Origin of the sequence: Candidatus Poriferisocius sp. (genome assembly GCF_965204145.1) — a bacterium.
In the GTDB taxonomy this organism is placed as follows: Bacteria; Actinomycetota; Acidimicrobiia; order Acidimicrobiales; family Bin134; genus Poriferisocius.
In genome coordinates, this window is record NZ_OZ241977.1 from 1,786,095 (window position 1) to 1,802,114 (window position 16,020).

Genomic DNA, 16,020 nt, shown 5'->3' on the forward strand with positions numbered 1-16,020 from the left:
AAACCGTCACCCCTCGTCGGTATGGTCGCACCGTGAGTTCAGCCCTGGTGGACACGGCAATCGACGCGGCGATAGGCACAGCTATCGATGCCGCTTCGGTAGCGCCGCCTCCGCTTCCGATCCGCGTGATCCGCAGTCCGAGGCGCCGCAAGACCGCCGCGGCCAAGGTCCAGCCCGACTGCATCGAGGTGCGGGTTCCCGCGGGAATGACGCCCGACGCCGAGGCCGAGATGGTGGCCACCCTGGTTGCCCGCCTCGAGCGCAAGCGGGCCGCTGAGGCCGGCGGGGTTAACCTGGCCGAGAGGGCCACCAAGCTGGCCTCCCGCTACGGCCTGCCCCAGCCGGAATCGGTCACCTGGGCCGAGCAGAACGACCGCTGGGCGTCGTGTACCTCGGCCCGGGGCACCATCCGCATCTCCACCCGCCTGGCCCGAGTTCCCGCCTGGGTGCTCGACGCCGTCATCGTCCACGAACTGGCCCATCTCTCCGTGCCCAACCACAGCCCCGCCTTCTGGGAGCTGGCCAACCGCTACCCCCGCCAAGAGCGAGCCTCCGGCTTCCTCGAAGCCATGAGCGGCGGCCACTCCGACCCCTGCCACATCTCCTGAGCCCATTGGAAGGCGCGATCACCGCTGGCTTCGATCCAGCGCTTTGATCACTCGTCGCTAACGGGGGTAAGGCAGACTGAGAGCCGATGGGCGAGCGGATTTTCTATGCGGCCAGCGTGCATGACGAGGCCGAGATCGAAGCGGTGACAGAGGTGCTGCGGGGCGGGGCGGCGGCGCTGTGGCCGGGGCGCAACGTCACCGCCTTCGAGTGGGCGGTGGCCGAGCGGTTCGGCAAAGGGCGTGGGCTCATGTGCAACTCGGGGTCCTCTGCGCTGTATCTGGCGGTGGAGCTGGCCGACTTGCCGCCGGGCAGCGAGGTGATCACTGCGGCGGTGACCTTCTCCACCGATGTGGCCCCGCTGGTGCGAGCCGGGCTGGTGCCGGTGTTCGCCGACGTGGACCCCGACACCTACCAGATCGACGTCGATTCCATCGAGAGCCTCATCAGCCCCGACACCCGGGCCGTCTTGGCCCCTAACCTCATCGGCAACGCCCCCGACTGGGATGCCATCCGGGCTATCGCCAACCGCCACGGGCTGTTCGTGATCGAGGACAGCTGCGACGCCCTGGGGCCAATGCTGCGGGGCACGCCCACCGGCACCCGCAGCGACCTCACCGTCACCAGCTTCGCGTCGTCGCACATCATCACCTGCGCGGGCAACGGCGGGATGGTGCTGCTCGACGACGAAGACCTGCGAGACCGGGGTCTGCTGCTGCGCCGCTGGGGACGCCGCTCCGAGCTGCACTTCTACGGCTCCAAGCGCCGGGACCGGAACTTCTGGGAAGACCTCGACGGCATCCACTACGACAACCAGTTCATCTTCGACGAGCTGGCCTGGAACTTCGAGCCCTCCGAGATCGGGGCCGCCTTCGGTCGCCAGCAGCTGCACAAGGTGCCCGCCAACTTCGCCCGGCGCACCCGGAGCTTCGATCTCTACACGGATTTCTTCTCGGCCCACGCCGACCGCTTCCGCCTCCCCCGCCAGACCGAGGGGCTGGACACCGCCTGGCTGTGCTACCCGCTCACCATCGCGCCCGACGCCGGCTTCGTGCGGGCCGACCTCCAGGCCCATCTCGACGGCAACGGGGTGGACACCCGCACGGTGTGGACCGGCAACGCCGCCCGCCAGCCGTTCATGGCCGGAGTGGACTTCCGCCAACCCGAAGCCGGGCTGCCCAACGCCGACGCCATCATGGAACGGGGCGTGGTGCTCCCCATGAACCACTCCCTCGACGACGAAGACATCGGCTACGTGATCAGCCTGATAGAAACTTTCTTGACCACTACCTAATTCCCAGCATTCCCTAATCCCCAGAATCAAAGGAGAACCCCATGCGCGGCGCCGTATTGCACACCAGCCCCGGCGAACTCGTCGTCGAGAACCTGACCGTCGACAAGCCGAATGCCAACGAGGTGCTCATCAACACCACCCATGCCGGGCTGTGCCACTCCGACCTGCACTTCATGGACGGGCACTGGCCGGTGATGGAGTCGATGGTGATGGGCCACGAGTCGGCCGGTGTGGTGGCCGCGGTGGGCGAGGACGTGACCTATGTGAAACCCGGCGACCACGTCATCACCTGTGTGTCGATGTGGTGCGGAGTGTGTCGCATGTGCCTCCAAGGCAAGCCCTACCTGTGCCTCGATGCCGATTCCATGCGCTCGGGCCGCCCCACCCCGTCGCTGCGCTTTGACGACGGCCGGGGCTGCAACGCCTTCGCCGGACTGGGGTCATTTGCCGAGGAGCTGCTGGTGCACGAGCGGGCGGTGGTCAAGATCCGCGACGACATGCCCCTCGACCGGGCCGCGCTGATCGGCTGCGGGGTCACCACCGGGCTGGGCGCGGTCATGCGCACTGCGGCGGTGCCCGCCGGCTCGAGCGTGGTGGTGATCGGCTGCGGCGGCATCGGGCTGTCGGCGGTGCAGGGCGCCCGCATCGTGGGGGCCACGCCGATCATCGCGGTGGACTTGGTGGCCTCCAAGCTGGAGATGGCCCGCACCCTGGGGGCCACCCACACGGTGAACCCATCGGAGACCGATCCGGTGGCCGCGGTCCACGAGATCACCGGGGGCGGCGCCGATTACTCGTTCGAGGCCATCGGCCTGAGCGCCACTGCCGAGCAAGCCTGGGCCATGATCGGCATCGGCGGCACGGCCACGGTCATCGGGATGCTGCCCATGACCAGCAAGGTGACCATCCCCGGCGGGGAGATCATCTTGAGCGAGAAGAAGCTCCAGGGGTCGCTGATGGGCAGCAACCGCTTCCGCCTGGACATGCCCAAGTTCATCGACCTCTACCTGGACGGGCGGCTCAAGCTGGACGAGATGGTGTCGGCCACCATCGACATCACCGAGGTGAACGACGGCTACGCCGCCATGAAGGCGGGCGAGACCCTGCGCTCGGTGATCGCGTTCTGAGCGACCCCTCCCCTGCTGCAACATCGAAAAGGAGCACGACAATGGGACAACTTGACGACCGGGTGGCGGTGGTCACCGGCGGCGCTGACGGCATCGGCCACGGCATCTGCCGGCGCTTCGCCGCCGAGGGGGCCACGCTGTTGGTCACCGACATCGATGGCGAGGCCGCCGAGCGGGTGGCCGGCGAACTGATCGACGAGTTCAATGTCGACGCCCGGCCGATGCGGGTGGATGTGGCCGACAAAGACGAGGTTTTGGCCATGGTGGACGCGGCGATCGACCACTGGGGACGTCTGGACGTGCTCATCAACAATGCCTGGGGCGGCGGAGAGCTGTGCCGGGTGGAGGTCAAGACCGACCAGCTCATGAACGACGCCATGCACGTGGGGCTGTACGGCCCGCTGTGGGCCATGCAGGCCGCCTTCCGGGTCATGCGGGACCAGGAGTACGGCCGGATCGTGAACCTGTGCTCGCTCAACGGGGTGAACGCCCACATGGGCACGCTGGAGTACAACTGCGCCAAAGAGGCGCTGCGCACACTCAGCCGCACCGCGGCTCGGGAGTGGGCCCCCTACGGCATCGTGGTGAATGTGATCTGCCCGGGCGCCAAAACCGCGTCGGCCCGACGCGTGGAGCAGATGATGCCCGACCTCATCCGCAACGCCGAGGCGGCCAACCCCATGGGCCGCATGGGCGACCCCGAGGGCGACATCGCCCCAGTGGCATTGTTCTTGTCGACCGAGGACGCCCAGTACCTCACCGGCAACACGCTGTATGTGGACGGCGGCAGCCACATCAACGGCGCCAACTGGGCCCCCGACATGCCGGAAACTGGATGAGCGCAAACCAAAAGATGGCCGGCAAGGTGGCCATCGTCACCGGGGCGGGGCCGGGGTTGGGGCGGTCGTGTGCGCTGGCCATGGCCTCGGATGGCGCCGACCTGGCCCTGGCGGCCCGCCGGGTGGAGCCGCTTGAGGCGCTGGCCGCCGAGGTGGCCGCGGCCACTGGACGACGGGTGCTGGCCATTCCCACCGACATCGCCCACCACGACTCGGCCGCGGCTCTGGCCGACACCGCGGCCGCCGAGTTGGGTCGGGTGGACGCGGTGGTGAATGTGGCCACCGCCGGAGGCGCCCGCGCCGCGGTGGCCGACATCGACTGGGGCGACTACCGCTACTCCTTCGAGCTGAACGTGATCGGCACCCTGGAGGTGAGCCGCCGGGCCGCGGTGCACATGAAGGCTGCCGGCGGCGGTTCGATCGTGCAGATCAGCACGCTCAGCACCCACTCGGTGCCCGAAAAGATGGCCATCTACACCTCCACCAAATCGGCCATGCAAACCGCATCCATGGTGATGGCCCGCGAGCTGGGCCCCCACAACATCCGGGTGAACATCGTGACTCCGGGCTACATCACCGGTGACAACCTCGACCGGCTGTGGGGCAACATCGCCGAGCAGACCGGCAAGACCGCCCAACAGGTCTCCGACCGGGCGGCCCGGGCCGCGGCCCTCAACCGCCACGTCGACCCCGAAGACATCGCCGAGGCCGTGCTGTTTCTGGCTTCGGAGCGGGGCCGGGGGGTGACCGGCCAAGAGATCCGGGTGGACGCCGGCCAGGTGATCGGCTGAGCGGCCTGCCCCCGGTCTAGGCCTGCTCTTTGGCCAGAACGTCGGCCATGGTGTCGAACAGGATGCCGATCTCGTGGTCGGTGATCACCAAGGGCGGACAGATGGCCAGCCCGGTGCCCACCGGCCGCAGCACGACTCCGGCCTCCAGCAGTCGCATCCGGGGGACCGCGGCGTCGTAGCCCAACTCGGCGGCGTATACCGCTCCGGTCCCCCGGTAGCTCTGGATGATCCCGTCGGCCTGAAGGGCGGCGAGACCCTCGGTGAGCTTTTTGGCCAGGTGCGGCACCCTCGCCACGAGCTGCTCTTTCTCCATCAGGGCCAGGTTGGCCACCCCGGCGGCCATGCCGGCGGGGTGCCCGGCGTAGGTGTACCCGGTGCGCAGGGTATATCCGGGCTGCTCCAACAAATCGCACACCGCCCGGCTGGCGATGACACCGCCTACCGGCTGATAGCCGGAGGTGACCCCTTTGGCAAAGGTCATCAGGTCGGGCGTCACGCCGTAGTGCTGGGCACCGAACCACGAACCGGTGCGGCCGAACCCGCAGATCACCTCGTCGAGGATCAGCAGGGCTCCGTGCTGGTCGCACAGCCGCCGCAGTCCCTCCAAGTAGCCGTCGGACGGCGGATATACGCCTCCCGCCCCTTGCACCGGCTCGGTGATGACGGCGGCCACCCGGCCCTCGTTGGCGGCCATGGTGGTGCTCACCGCCTCGATGTCGTCGCGGGGAACCTCGATGAAATGGGGCACCAGATCACCCCACCCCTCCCGGTTGCCGGCGATGCCCTGGGCCGTGGTGCCTCCGAAGTTGGTGCCGTGGTAGGCATCGGTGCGCCGGATGATCACCTGACGATCGGTATCGCCCCGGAGCTGGTGTACCGCCCGGGCGATCTTCAGCGCGGAGTCCACCGCCTCCGACCCCGAGCCGCAGAAGAACACCCGTCCATCGGGATGCGGCGAGCGCTCGGCCACCATCGAGGCCAGCTCTTCGGCCGGCTGGTTCGTGAACGGGGCGAACGTCTGATAGGCGTCCAACAGGCGCATCTGGTCGGCCACCGCGTCGATGATCTCGGCCCGACCATGGCCCACCTGGCAATACCAAAGGCTGGCCAGGGCATCGAGATACCGCTTTCCCTGGTCATCCCAGAGCGTGCAGCCCTCAGCCCGCACGATGGTGATGAAGTCATCGGCCGCGGGTGGAGCGAATCCATGCAAGAACTTGGTAGGCACCGCCGAATTCTACCCACCGCCGATTCAATTACCGGCCACCGGGAGTGGGATAGTGCGGGCATATGAAGCTGGGAATCGGGGTGGACATTTGGAACCAGGCCAGGCTGAATACCTCGCTGGCCGAAGAGCAGTTGGCCAGGGTGCAACTGGCCGAGCGACTGGGGTACGACTCGGTGTGGTCGGCAGAGATCTACGGCGTTGACGCCATCACCCCGCTGGCCTGGATCGCGGCCCACACCCGCCACATCCGCCTGGGCACCGCGGTGTGCCAGGTGGCCGCCCGACCGGCGGTGACCGCGGCCATGCAGTTCGGCACCCTGGAGGCGCTGGCCGGGCCGGGGCGGGCCATCTGCGGACTGGGCCTGTCGGGTCCCCAGATCGTGGAGGGGTGGTACGGCCAGCCGTGGGGCAAGCCCAATGCCCTGCTGCGCGACTACGTGTCGATCATCAAAAAGGTGTTCGCCCGCCAGGGGCCGCTGACCCACGACGGGTCGCAGATCAGCCTGCCCTTTGCCGGCGAGGGCGCCCTGGGCGTGGGCAAGCCGCTCAAGTCGATCCTGCACATGAACCCCGACATCCCGGTGTTCCTGGCCACCGGCGGGCCGGCCAACACCGCGCTGATGGCCGAGCTGGCCGACGGGTGGCTGCCGCTGGGCTACACCCCCGGCAGCGCCCACCTCTACACCGAGGCCATCCAAAAGGGGCTCGACCGGGCCGGGCGCACCTGGGACGACATCGAGATCCAGGCCGGGTCCCGAGTGTCGATCACAAACGACGTGCAGGGGGTCATCGACGAGGCCAAGCCCCAGTTCGCCTTTCTGGTGGGGGGCTACGGCACCCGGGAGTACAACTTCCACCGCGACGCCATGGTGCGGCGAGGATTCGGCGAGGCCGCCGAGCGCATCCAGGAGCTGTTCATGGCCGGGCGCCGGGACGAGGCGGTGGCCGCGGTGCCCGACGAGTACATCGACGACGGTGCGCTAATCGGCTCCCGCCAGCGCATCAAAGAACGCTTTTCTCGCTGGTGCGACACCAAGGCCACCGGCCTCACCATCAGGGCCGACACCGACGAGGAGCTGGCTTATATCGCCGAACTCGCCGAGGCGAAACCTCGGACTACTTAGCCGTCAGCTTGGCCGGGATGGGCAAATGCGACATGCCACCGGGCAGCGGCGGGTAAGTCGCCCCCGCAACCACTGACATCTCCGCCACCCGGTCGCAGAGCACGTTGACCGCGCACGATGCCTCGATGCGGGCCAGGGTGGCGCCGGGGCAGATGTGGGGGCCACCGCCGAACCCCAGGTGGTCGCGGGGGTCGTCTCGGTCCAATCGGAATGCGTCGGGGTCGTCGTAGACCGTCTCATCTCGGTTGGCCGAGCCTATGCCTACTTCTACCCATTCTCCGGCGTGCATCTCTACTCCGTCGAGCGCGACGTCGTGGGTGCAGCGCCTGGTGGTGGCCTGCACCGGCGCGTCATGGCGCAGCGATTCCTCCACCAGCGGGCTCACCAGGTCGCGGTCGGCCGATACCCGCTCGAACAGCTCTCGGTCCCGCAGCAGCCGGTGGGCCAGGTGTACCAGCAGCGCCCGGGTGGTGTGGACCCCGGCCATCACCATGAATTGGAGCTGAGTGACGATCTCGGTGTCGCTTAGCGGCACCCCGTCGATCTCTGCGTTCATCAGCCCGACAATCACATCGTGGGGCTGCTCTTCCCCGGCGGCGGCCGAGGCCCGGCGCCCAGCCAGCGCGTCTCTGAAGTAGTCGAGAATGGCCGGCCCTGTCGGCTTGATCCCCGGCGTGCCCGGTCGCTGCATGAGCGTGCCGTCGAACGACCAGCCCATGAACTTCTCGCCCGCCTCGGGAGGCAGCCCCATCAAGTCGGCCAGCGTGGCGCTGGGGATGGGCATGGCGTAGCCCGCGTGCAGGTCGCCCTCACCCGCGTCCAGCATCGGGTCGAGCAGCCGGTGGCAGGTTCGGGTGACAAACTCCTCGGTGTTGCGCAACCGGTGGGGGGCGAAGTTGGAGTTGTACAACCGGCGGATGCGGCCGTGGCGGGGCTCAGGGATCTCGCTCAGAAACAGCTCTTCGGCTGGCACCACCTCGGTCCCCGACAACCCGGCCATGGGAGCCAGGTCGGCGACGAAAGTCTCCACTTCCTTGAGAGCAGTGTCGATGTGGCGCCGGGTCGAGAGATACCAGCCGCCTTTGGGCGATGGGCAGATGGGCTGCTCGGTGCGAATACGGGACAGCGTGTGAAAGGGGACCCCGTCGACTTCATGAGACGGGTCGCGGGCGTCGAATTCCATGGGTGCACGGTAGTTGGGCTCTTGTCGGCCATGCCGCGTCTAGTCTCGGCCCGTGAACCATCCCCCCTACCTGTGTACCGGCACGCTGGGCCGGATCCCTTGGGAGGACAAGGCTCGGATTGCGTCAGAGGCCGGATTTGCCCGGCTGTCGATTTATGGGTGGGAGCACCGCAAGCTGCACGAACGGGGATGGGACGACACAGACATTGTGAACCTATTGGACGATCTGGGCCTTCGGGTCGCCGAGTACGACGGGGTGGTAATGACGATGCGGTCCCCAGAGGGTGCCCAGGACGCGGTGGCTGCAGCCGTGGCATTGGGTGCCCGGTCGATCACGGTGCTCGAGCATTCCGACTGGCAGCCGGGCGAGCACCTGGATCAAGCCGCCGCGACACTGGCCGAGATCGCCGACCAGGCCGCCGAACACGGCATTTTGGCCCTTATAGAGCCGTTCGCCTGGTCGCCGCTGGACGACCACCGGGTAGCGGCTCAAATCGTCGAAAAGGCTGGTCGCCCCAACGCTGGGCTACTGCTCGACACCTGGCACCTGTGGCGGGGACCGGAACGGGGACAGTTGGACCCCGCCATCCACCCGGCCATGATCAAGGCCATCCAGGTTGGCGACACTGGCCCTGCGCCGATTGGGACCCCGACGCCCGACGAGATTGCCTACGAATGCATCCACCATCGCCTCATGCCCGGTGAAGGCCACGGCGATATCGCTGAAATGCTGGCCGACTTCGCTGAGCGAGGGGTGGATGCCCCTATCGCGATAGAGGTGTTCTCCGACCAGCTCAATGCCCTCGAAACCGGCGAAGCTGCCCGTCGGTCGATGGCCTGCTTCGAGAATTTGAAAGCTAGATTGGCCTTGTGAGCACTGACGGAATCCCCCAAGAAGTCGACGACGCCATCGACGCGCTGCTGGCCGAGCACGACCCGACCACCATGTCGGTGGAAGAGTTCCGCGGCTACCAGTACGACGCCGGGCTGGCCTGGGTCCACTTCCCAGTAGGATTCGGCGGCCTCGGCTTGGCGCCCCGCTTCCAGCGCCATATCGAGACCCGCCTGCGCAACGCCGGCACCGGTTCTGCCGATCCCGGCATCTTCTTCTTCACTTTGGCCGGTCCCACCATCGTGACCCACGGCACCAACGAGCAGAAGCGCCGCTTTCTGCGGCCCATGTTCACCGGCGAAGAGCGCTGGTGCCAGCTGTTCTCCGAGCCGGGCGCGGGCAGCGATTTCGCCGGACTGGCCACCCGGGCAGTGCGCGACGGCGACGTGTGGACCGTGGAAGGCCAGAAGGTGTGGAACACCCTCGCCCACCTGGCTGACCGGGGCATGCTCGTAGCCCGAAGCAATCCCGACGCCCCCAAACACAAGGGTATGACGTATTTCGCTCTGGACATGCATGCCGAGGGGGTGGAGGTACGCCCGCTGCGCCAGATCACCGGCGAGGCCGAGTTCAACGAGGTGTATATGACCAACGTGCAGGTGCCCGATGCTGACCGGATTGGCGACGAGGGCGAGGGCTGGGGGGTAGCGCTCACCACGTTGATGAACGAGCGCACCGTGATCGGGGGCGGCGGTTCCCCCAAACGGGGCTCAGGCAGCATTGCCGAACTGGTGCAGGTGTGGGCCGAGTTGCCCGACGAGCAGCGCACCTCGGCCCGCTTGGACCGGGTGATGAAGCTGTGGAGCCAAGCGGAGACGCTGCGGCTCACCAACATGCGGGCCTCGCAGAACCGCCGGGCCGGCAATCCCGGTCCGGAGGGCTCGGTGGCCAAGGCCATCCACGCCGAGTTGAACAAGTCCATCTTCGAGGAGTGCATAAACCTTCAGGGCCTGGCCGGATCAGTGGATTTCGACTACACCTTCCGCCGTCCTGACGTGGTCTCAGAAACCGGCGCCGAGAACGGCTTGGGCCACGCTTTCTTGAGGTCCCGGGCCAACTCCATCGAGGGCGGCACCACCGAGATCATGCGCAACATCCTGGGCGAGCAAATCCTCGGCCTCCCCGGCGAGCCCCGAGTGGACAAAGCCATCCCCTGGAACGAAGTCCCCCGCAACTGAGCCCGATCCGTCGTGGCGGATCATTACCTACTCGAGTTTTCTGCGAATTTTCACTCCAAATGGAGGAGGATATGAGAATCACCGACTTGCCAACTTACGACGAATTGATGTTACCGACGATTGAAGCGCTCAAAGAAGAAGGAGGCTCGAGTCGGCGTCAAGAAGTCGTTTTGGCGGTCGCGATCAGGCTGGATTTGACGGATGAGCATCTCGATGTGCGGTATGAGAGCTCTGGAGCGCCCATCTTTGCAGACCGGATCAGTTGGGCTCTGAGCTATCTAAAAATGGGGGGTGCTACCGACAACTCGAAGCGGGGGGTATGGGCGCTCACTGAGTTGGGATGGAGCATCGAGTCTGAGGACCAAGTCAAGTCGCTGTTGAAGGACGTCCAGTCTGAAAAGGGCCGCGCCTCCTCACGTCGCCCGAAAGAGGAGAGTCTTGATGACCAAGACCCTGCGCCCTGTGAAGAGCTTGCTCCTGATAGCGAACACTGGAAGGGTCGCTTACTCGAACGGCTACTCGACATGACACCAAGTGCCTTTGAGCGACTCACGCAACGCTTGCTCCGGGAAGCTGGATTCCGAGACGTTGAGGTTCTAGGGCAGTCGGGTGACGGTGGCATCGACGGCGTCGGGGTGTATCGCCTCTCACTTGTGTCATTCCCGATCTTCTTCCAGTGCAAGCGGCACAAAGGGCAGGTCTCTGCTGGAACTGTTCGCGACTTCCGAGGGGCTATGGCAGGCCGGGGAGAGAAGGGGTTGCTGGTCACCACCGGCACATTCACGCGAGGGGCAAGAGAGGAAGAGCCGAGACGGTGCGCCTCCTGTTGAGCTGATTGACGGTGATGATCTGTGCGACTTGCTGAAGGAGTACGAACTCGGGGTTCAAACACAGATGGTCGAGGAAGTCGATTTGAATCCAGATTTCTTTGACCAGTTCGAAAGCAAATAAGCCGCGCAGAAAGACCTGCGTTGTCCAGAAACACGCCTGCTACGTCGATCGGAAGGAAGCAAGAACCTCCTGCCAGAGGGCAGTGAGGGTTGAAGTGGGTTCGTAGGTGCGCCCTCGCTTCTCGCCGACGGGATGGAGCAGTCCGGCGTCGACCAAAGCTGAGAGGTCTCGAGTGGCCATGGCCGAGCTGATCTGGTCGCCGGTGGTCCAGGTGACCACCTTGGCGTACAGGGACCGGTGCAGCCGCCAGCCCCGAGCGGCATCGCACATCGGGCCGACCGTCCGACCGGGAAGTTTGTGCTTTGCCGCTAGCCGCTCACATGCATCCCAAAGAGATTCAGTGGCTTGAATTCGCCGCAAGTGCCGCTGCACCTGCTGCTCATGGGCATCGAGGGCGAAAGCCACCCAGGGCCGGGCGCTTCGCTCGGGCGACCACGAGCCTTGGGCCACAGCCGACAGCGCGTCGTAATACGCCGCAGTGTTGAAACCCAAGTGCTCTTCGATGCTGGCGAACCAGGGGTGAGACTCCCCGTCGGTGGCGAGCACGAACGACTGGGCGCAGCGGGCCATGCGCCCATTGCCGTCGCTGAACGGGTGAATGAGCGTGAGGTTGAGGTGGGCCATGGCCGCTGAGATGATTGGTGGTGCCTCTCGCGCAACAACCTGCTTGAGCATTTCCGCCACAAGCCCGTCTACCAGTCTCCGCTCCGGTGCCTCGTAGACCAAGTTGTGCTCGGCATCTTCGACCCACACCGCTCCTGGCCGCCATTCGCCGGGGTTCTTGTCCAAGTAGTGCTTGAGCATCATGTAGTGCAGCGCCTTCAGCAGTGTCTCGTTCAAGGGTGCTCCAGATGAGGCCACCCGAAGGGCGTAGGTCATGGCTTCCTGATAGCCGAGAATGGCCAGTCGGGTGTCCTCATCGGGACCGTCGGGGCTCTCCCCGTCGATGATCGCCGCAGCGTTCTCCACGCTGGTGGTGTACCCCTCGATACTGTTGGAACCCTGGACAGCGGCAGCCTGCACCACCCGTCGTAGGGTGCCGTGCCATTGCCGGGGGACATGCAGTCGGTGACGAAGCCCGCGTCGAAGTTCCTCTATGCGGGCCAGCGCCTGCTCGTCGGCTGCTAAGGGGGTCGGAGTCCGATAGATCACCCGCGCGATAGTATCTTATATATCTACGCTTGTTGATAAGTATTATTCAAACGACCGAGCCAGCCGATGACCGCCTCGGCCACGGCTTCGGGCTGTTCGGGCAGCAGGGCGTGGCCGGCGTTGGGGATTACCACCACCTCCACCCGGTCGCCGACGGCTTCTGCCAGGGCGTCGGCGTTGGCGGGCACGGCCAGGCGGTCGTCGGCGGGCTGCACCGCCAGCATGGGGGCGGTGCCTCCGGCCCACCAGTCGCCCACCGGGGTGGACACGGTGGCCTGCTCCTGGGCTCGGGCCAGTTTTCCGAACCAGCCTTCGGCCCACACGCTCGCGTCGTTGCCTGGCGCGAAGAACGCTCGCCCTACCGCGTCTAGGCGGGCTTCGGGCGGGTTGCGGGGGTCGAAGATCGTCCGCATGGCCACGGCCATCTCGTCGGTAACCGGGATGAACCCGCCGCAGGCCAGCAGCACCAGGCTCTCCACCTGCTCGGGGTGGTTGGTGGCAGTCATGCGGGCGATCCGGTTGCCGTAGGCGTGCCCCACAATCACTGCGGGTCCCCCACCGATCTCGGTGATCACCGCGGCCACATCAGCAGCCAGAGTGGACAGAGTCTCCTCCCGGTCGGGCGCCGCGCTGGCCCCGAGACCTCGAGGCTCGGGGCAGGCAACCCGGTAGCCGGCGGCAGCCACGTCGGCGGCCAAGTGGTCGAAATCGGCCGCTCCCCGGCCCATCGACGGCAGCATCACCACCAGCGGTCCCTCGCCGCGCACGTGTACTTCGATCAGCCCGTCGTCGGTGGGCACCATCACAATCTGGGACTGTAACCCAGGGGCAAAGAGGTCGAGCAGGTCAGCGCAGGCAACCGAATTCAGCCATCGCCGGTTAGCCTGTCGGCCAAGTGTCAGTCGCCGATTCTGCTGCTCCCCTGCTGTCCGTCGAGGGCGTGTACAAGTCGTTCGGCGCCACCAAGGTGCTGGTCGACTTCAATCTGACGCTGCACGCCGGGGAGATGCTCTCGCTGCTGGGGCCGAGCGGGTGCGGAAAGACCACGCTGCTGCGGCTCATCGCTGGCCTGGAGCAGGCCGACCAGGGCAAGGTGGTGTTGGACGGGAACCCGGTGGACGGCCACCGCTCCTGGATCCGGCCTGAGGACCGCCAGGTGGGCATGGTGTTCCAAGACTGGGCGCTGTTCCCCCACTTGGATGTGGCCGGCAACGTGGGCTACGGGGTCTCTCGCCGCCAGCGGAGCGCAGAGGTGGCCAAAACGCTGGAGTTGGTGAACTTGCCGGGAATGCAGGACCGCACCCCTGACACCCTCTCGGGCGGCCAGCAGCAGCGGGTGGCGCTGGCCCGGGCCGTCGCCCCCAAGCCCAAGGTGCTCTTGCTGGATGAACCCTTCTCCAATCTGGACGCCGCTCTGCGGCGCGAGGTTCGCACCGAGGTGCGCGAGCTGCTGCGCGATGCCGACATGACTGCGGTGTTCGTGACTCACGACCGGGAAGAGGCGTTGGTGCTGGGTGATCGCGTCGCGGTGATGAACGCCGGTCGCATCGTGCAGACCGGATCGCCCTCTGAGGTCTACCACCACCCGGCCACCCCCTGGGTGGCAGCCTTCGTAGGCGCGGTGTCGATGTACCCCGCGGTGGCCGCGGGCTCCACGGCCGAGACCGATTTCGGGCCCGTTCCCCTCCTCGAGCCTCGTCAGGGCCCGGTTGAGGTGGCGGTGAGACCCGAGGACGTGGACTTGCGCGCGGCCGAGGGCGAGGCTGCCACCCACACCGTGGAGAACTTCGAGTTCCAGGGTGCTGATGCCGTGGTTACCGTGGCCAACCCCGACGGAATCTGTCTCCACATCCGAGTCAGCGGCACGCAGCGCTTCTCCCCCGGTGACTGGGTCGCCCCCTTCTACGCCGGTCCGCCTGCGGTGGCTTTCGACCGCGGCTGATCCCGACCATCAATCGACGGCAGCAAACTCCAGCCTGCTTCGCAAGCCATGTAAAGCAAGCTTTATCTCTATGGGCTCCTGTGGATAAAGTCGCTCTTTGTGCAGTCGCCGACAATCCGTTCCCCGGCACTGCTGAAGATCGTCGCCGTCGTGGTAACCGTGGGATTTGCCTTTCCCGCTGGCTACCTGGTGTGGCGCAACTTCACCTTCCACAGCGACCCGCTGGGCGTGCTGTTCTCCCAGCGCACGCAAGGACCGCTGCTGCGCACGCTGCGGCTGGCCGTGCTGGTCTCGGCCTCCACCGCGGTGCTGGGCACTGCCCTGGCCTGGCTGACGACCCGCTGCGACGTCCCGCTCAAGCGCATGTGGCAGGCACTCCTGCCGTTGCCGCTGGTGTTCCCCACGTTCATCGGCGCCGCGGCGCTGATCCGGACCCTCAACCCCGGCGGACTGCTGTCCGACTGGCTGGACAACCTAGGGGTGGTGTGGGACGTGGAAGTACGGGGACTGTTCGGCGCGTGGCTGGCGCTCACCCTGTTCACTTATCCATACGTGTACTTGCCGGTGGCCGCCCGACTGCGGCGCCTGCCCGGCTCAGCGGAGGAGACCGCGCGACTGCTGGGCGACAGGCCGATCACTGTGATCCGGCGAATCGTTCTGCCCCAGACGGCCACTGCCATCAGTGCGGGAACCCTTCTGGTGTTCCTCTACGCCATCAGCGACTTCGGCGCAGTACAGCTCATGCGCTACGACACGCTCAGCCGGGCCATCTACACCACCCGGCTCAACAATCAGCGGGTGTCGATGGCCCTCAGCGTGATCCTGCTGGTGCTGGCTGCGGTGGTGGTCCTGGTTGAGCGGGGCGCAACACGGCGCTATGAGCACGCCGCCCCCGTGCGGTCGAGAAGCCCGGTGGTCTACCGCCTGGGGCGGACAAAGCCCCTCGCGGTGGCGTTCTTGGTCGGCGCGGTGACGCTGGGGCTCTTGGGGCCATTGGCATCGCTGGCCGACTGGACCATCGACGGCATCAGGCTGGAAGCCTCGGGCGGACGGGACCTCCTGGTGGGATGGGATGACGTGTGGTCGCCGACCTGGAACACCGCCTACGGCAGCATCCTGGCCGCGGTGGTCTCGGTGGCCCTGGTGCTTCCCGCCGCCTACCTCGTGGTGCGCTACCGGTCCCGGATCGGCACGGTGGCCAACGCGGTCATCGTGTCGGCATTCGCACTTCCTGGGATCCTCATCGGGCTGGCGCTGTTGTTCTGGACGCTGAAAACCGACGCGGGCAGCCATCTCCGCAACACCCTGGTATTGCTGGTGTTCGCCTACATGGTGCGCTTCGGAGGCCAGACCATGCGCACCTCCCAAGTGGCGGTGGCCGCAGTGTCGACCCGGCTGACCGACGCGGCCCGCACGCTGGGCGCCAGTTGGGTGCGCCGCTTCCGGTCGCTGGAGCTGCCGCTCATGGCCCCCGGGCTGTTGGCCGGGGGCGGGCTGGTGATGCTGTCGGTGATGAAGGAGCTGCCCATCACCCTGCTCATCGCCCCATTCGACTTCCCCACTCTCACCACCAAGGCGTTCAACAGCATCGAGGAGGCCTTCGTCGCCGAGGCCGGCATCTGGTCGGGCGTGCTCGTGGTGCTGTCGGCCGTGCTCACCTGGCTCTTCGTCGTCCGCAGGGCGGATCATTTCGATTAGGCAAGCCTGACGTGA

The 16,020-nt window shown here is 66.5% G+C and carries 15 protein-coding genes; 11 read left to right on the forward strand and 4 right to left on the reverse strand.

The features are described 5' to 3' along the window. Window positions 1-32 precede the first annotated feature (32 nt). The 5 genes from ACOGI7_RS08245 (at window position 33) to ACOGI7_RS08265 (ending at window position 4,657) form a co-directional block, all read left to right on the forward strand. The gene (locus ACOGI7_RS08245) at window positions 33-608 is read left to right on the forward strand and encodes a M48 family metallopeptidase (protein ID WP_419851436.1); all 576 of its coding nucleotides are present in this window, start codon (window positions 33-35) and stop codon (window positions 606-608) included. Between the two features lie 86 nt (window positions 609-694). Beyond that, window positions 695-1,900 carry a DegT/DnrJ/EryC1/StrS family aminotransferase gene (locus ACOGI7_RS08250; RefSeq protein ID WP_419848286.1) on the forward strand — a complete coding sequence of 402 codons (1,206 nt, stop codon included), beginning with the start codon at window positions 695-697 and terminating at the stop codon, window positions 1,898-1,900. A gap of 41 nt (window positions 1,901-1,941) precedes the next feature. Next, entirely contained in the window at window positions 1,942-3,027 is a 1,086-nt protein-coding gene (locus tag ACOGI7_RS08255) for a Zn-dependent alcohol dehydrogenase (protein WP_419848287.1), read from the forward strand. Between the two features lie 41 nt (window positions 3,028-3,068). Then, entirely contained in the window at window positions 3,069-3,866 is a 798-nt protein-coding gene (locus tag ACOGI7_RS08260; RefSeq protein ID WP_419848288.1) for an SDR family NAD(P)-dependent oxidoreductase, read from the forward strand. Beyond that, window positions 3,863-4,657: an SDR family oxidoreductase gene (locus ACOGI7_RS08265; RefSeq protein ID WP_419848289.1), complete on the forward strand. Its 795-nt coding sequence runs from the start codon at window positions 3,863-3,865 to the stop codon at window positions 4,655-4,657. The genes ACOGI7_RS08260 and ACOGI7_RS08265 overlap by 4 nt, the downstream gene beginning before the upstream one ends. Before the next feature lie 16 nt (window positions 4,658-4,673). On the opposite strand, the gene ACOGI7_RS08270 is transcribed toward ACOGI7_RS08265, so the two are convergent. After that, window positions 4,674-5,885, reverse strand: coding sequence for an aspartate aminotransferase family protein (locus tag ACOGI7_RS08270; RefSeq protein WP_419848290.1), 1,212 nt, complete (start codon window positions 5,883-5,885; stop codon window positions 4,674-4,676). Window positions 5,886-5,947: 62 nt separating this feature from the next. On the opposite strand from ACOGI7_RS08270, the gene ACOGI7_RS08275 reads away from it, so the two are divergent. Then, entirely contained in the window at window positions 5,948-7,009 is a 1,062-nt protein-coding gene (locus ACOGI7_RS08275; RefSeq protein WP_419848291.1) for an LLM class flavin-dependent oxidoreductase, read from the forward strand. Here the strand turns inward: ACOGI7_RS08275 and ACOGI7_RS08280 are convergent. Next, window positions 7,002-8,192 (reverse strand): cytochrome P450, encoded by a 1,191-nt coding sequence (locus tag ACOGI7_RS08280; RefSeq protein WP_419848292.1) that lies wholly within the window; start codon window positions 8,190-8,192, stop codon window positions 7,002-7,004. The genes ACOGI7_RS08275 and ACOGI7_RS08280 overlap by 8 nt on opposite strands. Before the next feature lie 52 nt (window positions 8,193-8,244). On the opposite strand from ACOGI7_RS08280, the gene ACOGI7_RS08285 reads away from it, so the two are divergent. The 3 genes from ACOGI7_RS08285 to ACOGI7_RS08295 are packed head-to-tail and all read left to right on the forward strand — an operon-like array spanning window position 8,245 to window position 11,092. Further along, window positions 8,245-9,066, forward strand: a complete 822-nt coding sequence (locus ACOGI7_RS08285; protein WP_419848293.1) for a sugar phosphate isomerase/epimerase family protein — start codon at window positions 8,245-8,247, stop codon at window positions 9,064-9,066. Then, window positions 9,063-10,262, forward strand: coding sequence for an acyl-CoA dehydrogenase family protein (locus ACOGI7_RS08290; RefSeq protein WP_419848294.1), 1,200 nt, complete (start codon window positions 9,063-9,065; stop codon window positions 10,260-10,262). Before ACOGI7_RS08285 ends, ACOGI7_RS08290 begins: the two co-directional genes overlap by 4 nt. 59 nt (window positions 10,263-10,321) lie before the next feature. Then, on the forward strand, window positions 10,322-11,092 hold the full coding sequence (locus ACOGI7_RS08295) for a restriction endonuclease (protein WP_419848295.1): 771 nt from the start codon (window positions 10,322-10,324) through the stop codon (window positions 11,090-11,092). Window positions 11,093-11,252: 160 nt separating this feature from the next. Here the strand turns inward: ACOGI7_RS08295 and ACOGI7_RS08300 are convergent, their stop codons facing one another. Next, window positions 11,253-12,365, reverse strand: coding sequence for a Fic family protein (locus tag ACOGI7_RS08300; RefSeq protein WP_419848296.1), 1,113 nt, complete (start codon window positions 12,363-12,365; stop codon window positions 11,253-11,255). Window positions 12,366-12,388: 23 nt separating this feature from the next. Beyond that, entirely contained in the window at window positions 12,389-13,168 is a 780-nt protein-coding gene (locus tag ACOGI7_RS08305; RefSeq protein ID WP_419851483.1) for an alpha/beta fold hydrolase, read from the reverse strand. Window positions 13,169-13,260: 92 nt separating this feature from the next. On the opposite strand from ACOGI7_RS08305, the gene ACOGI7_RS08310 reads away from it, so the two are divergent. Next, window positions 13,261-14,307: an ABC transporter ATP-binding protein gene (locus ACOGI7_RS08310; protein ID WP_419848297.1), complete on the forward strand. Its 1,047-nt coding sequence runs from the start codon at window positions 13,261-13,263 to the stop codon at window positions 14,305-14,307. 99 nt (window positions 14,308-14,406) lie between these two features. Then, the gene (locus tag ACOGI7_RS08315) at window positions 14,407-16,005 is read left to right on the forward strand and encodes an ABC transporter permease (RefSeq protein WP_419848298.1); all 1,599 of its coding nucleotides are present in this window, start codon (window positions 14,407-14,409) and stop codon (window positions 16,003-16,005) included. Window positions 16,006-16,020 lie beyond the last annotated feature (15 nt).

Bases quoted from the DNA above. Each gene is read 5' to 3' on its own strand.
- ACOGI7_RS08295 (WP_419848295.1), top strand. From the start codon at position 10,322: ATGGAGGAGGATATGAGAATCACCGACTTGCCAACTTACGACGAATTG.
- ACOGI7_RS08260 (WP_419848288.1), top strand. From the start codon at position 3,069: ATGGGACAACTTGACGACCGGGTGGCGGTGGTCACCGGCGGCGCTGAC.
- ACOGI7_RS08275 (WP_419848291.1), top strand. From the start codon at position 5,948: ATGAAGCTGGGAATCGGGGTGGACATTTGGAACCAGGCCAGGCTGAAT.
- ACOGI7_RS08265 (WP_419848289.1), top strand. From the start codon at position 3,863: ATGAGCGCAAACCAAAAGATGGCCGGCAAGGTGGCCATCGTCACCGGG.
- ACOGI7_RS08280 (WP_419848292.1), bottom strand. From the start codon at position 8,192: ATGGAATTCGACGCCCGCGACCCGTCTCATGAAGTCGACGGGGTCCCC.
- ACOGI7_RS08305 (WP_419851483.1), bottom strand. From the start codon at position 13,168: ATGGTGCCCACCGACGACGGGCTGATCGAAGTACACGTGCGCGGCGAG.
- ACOGI7_RS08255 (WP_419848287.1), top strand. From the start codon at position 1,942: ATGCGCGGCGCCGTATTGCACACCAGCCCCGGCGAACTCGTCGTCGAG.
- ACOGI7_RS08250 (WP_419848286.1), top strand. From the start codon at position 695: ATGGGCGAGCGGATTTTCTATGCGGCCAGCGTGCATGACGAGGCCGAG.